The 1,501-nt window shown below is 67.0% G+C and carries 2 protein-coding genes; one reads left to right on the top strand and one right to left on the bottom strand.

All coding sequences use genetic code 11. The features are described from left to right. Nucleotides 1–148 precede the first annotated feature (148 nt). Entirely contained in the window at nucleotides 149–544 is a 396-nt protein-coding gene (locus tag ACEN8I_RS24105; protein WP_413331188.1) for a hypothetical protein, read from the top strand. Between the two features lie 61 nt (nucleotides 545–605). On the opposite strand, the gene ACEN8I_RS24100 is transcribed toward ACEN8I_RS24105, so the two are convergent. Continuing rightward, nucleotides 606–1,187 (bottom strand): DUF3455 domain-containing protein, encoded by a 582-nt coding sequence (locus ACEN8I_RS24100; protein WP_413331187.1) that lies wholly within the window; start codon nucleotides 1,185–1,187, stop codon nucleotides 606–608. Between the last annotated feature and the right edge of the window lie 314 nt (nucleotides 1,188–1,501).

Genomic DNA, 1,501 nt, shown 5'->3' with positions numbered 1-1,501 from the left:
GGGCTGCGGCGGGGGAAGGGGTGGTCATTCAATGATTTTAGGGGGTTACGTTTGGCTACGCTCTTCACGGGGCGTGCGGTATGCCATTACAGGGTGGCCGCGTTTAATAAGCACATGGGCATTTCCTGCCCGGTTTAAGGAGAACTCTATGAAGACAAGCCTCAAAGCAAACCGCTCCCTCGCACTGGCAGGCGCCACCGCCGCGCTGGCCGTGGCCGCCCTGGGCTTTGCAGGTGCCGCCCAGGCCCGCGACAACGTGTCGTTTTCCGTGGGCATAGGCGTGCCGGGTGTGGCGGTGGGCGTGACGAATGCCTACCCTGTGTACCAGCAACCCGTGTATGTACAGCCCGCCCCGGTGTATGTGCAGCCGGCGCCGGTTTATTACCACCAACCCCGCCCTGTGTATGTGCAGCCGGCACCGGTTTACTACCCGCAGCCCGTGTACTACGGCCCGCGCCACGGCCACAGGCACCATGGCGGCTACTATGTGCAGGCGCCCGGCCCGGGCTACTACCGCCCGGCACCGGTTTATTACCAGCGCTAAGCCCGCCTGAGGCAACAAAAAGCCCGCTTCGTGCGGGCTTTTTTTATGGTGGCCTGAAAGCTCAGGCGGCCGGCCGCCAGAACACGTAGTCGGCCTCATAGGGCACGGAGACGCGCATGCCCAGGGTGGCGGAGGTGCAGGACGGGTTGGCCACGACGCCGGCCACGGTGCGCCGGCCCTGGATGTAGCGGATGTTGGCGAGGGCGCCCGGGGTGTCGGAGGGGCCGACCATGGCGCGCTGCAGGGGCAGGTTCTGGCGGTCGCCGGGCACTTCGACGAGTTCCTGCGCGCTCACTTTGGAGCCGTCGCTGTGCTCCCAGCGCGCGCGGGCGCCGGGATAGTAGGTCACGGTGCTGCCCGCGCCGTCTGCCAGCCGGATGCCGCGGGACAGCAGCAGCCAGGCGTATTCATAAGGCGCGCGTTTGACGGCCTGGCATTCGTAAAGCAGCTCACCCCGGCCTTGGGCTTCGAGCACCGCCGTGTAGCCTGCGGGCACGCGCAAGGTTTCCGGCATGGCCTGTTGGGCGAGGTAGGGATTGGCCTGGCGCAGGCCGCAGCCGCCCAGCGCAGCCACGGCAGCCAGCAGCAGCGTGCTTCGCAGCAGGCCTGGGAAGGGGCGAGAGGCGTTGGGAGGGATTTTCACGGTGGGCTCCAGTGGCGGCGGACGGTGGTGTCACCCCCAGTAAATCCTTGGTGCGGCGGGCCGTCTGTAGGCGGCCAGGGGGGCCGTGTGCGGGGAAACATCGGCAAAAACAGAAAAGCCCGCAGGCCAGGGCCTGCGGGCTTGGACTCCATGGCGGCTTGGCCACCATGGAGAGGCGCGCCTTCACAGGCGTGCCCGGATTACCCAGAACCTGTTCACGGCCTAAACGGGGCCGCGCAAGTACCTTCTCGGGATGGGATGCAAGGCGCGGTGCGACGCCCATAGCTCGGCTATGGGCAAGACCCCCAACCCCC

This window comes from Polaromonas sp. CT11-55 (genome assembly GCF_047303325.1).
Taxonomy (GTDB): domain Bacteria; phylum Pseudomonadota; class Gammaproteobacteria; order Burkholderiales; family Burkholderiaceae_C; genus Polaromonas.
The sequence above is the reverse complement of the archived record's forward strand: the minus strand, read 5'-3'. Positions and strand labels throughout refer to the sequence as shown.

Coding starts and splice junctions, on each gene's coding strand:
- ACEN8I_RS24105 (WP_413331188.1), top strand. CDS start 149: ATGAAGACAAGCCTCAAAGCAAACCGCTCCCTCGCACTGGCAGGCGCC.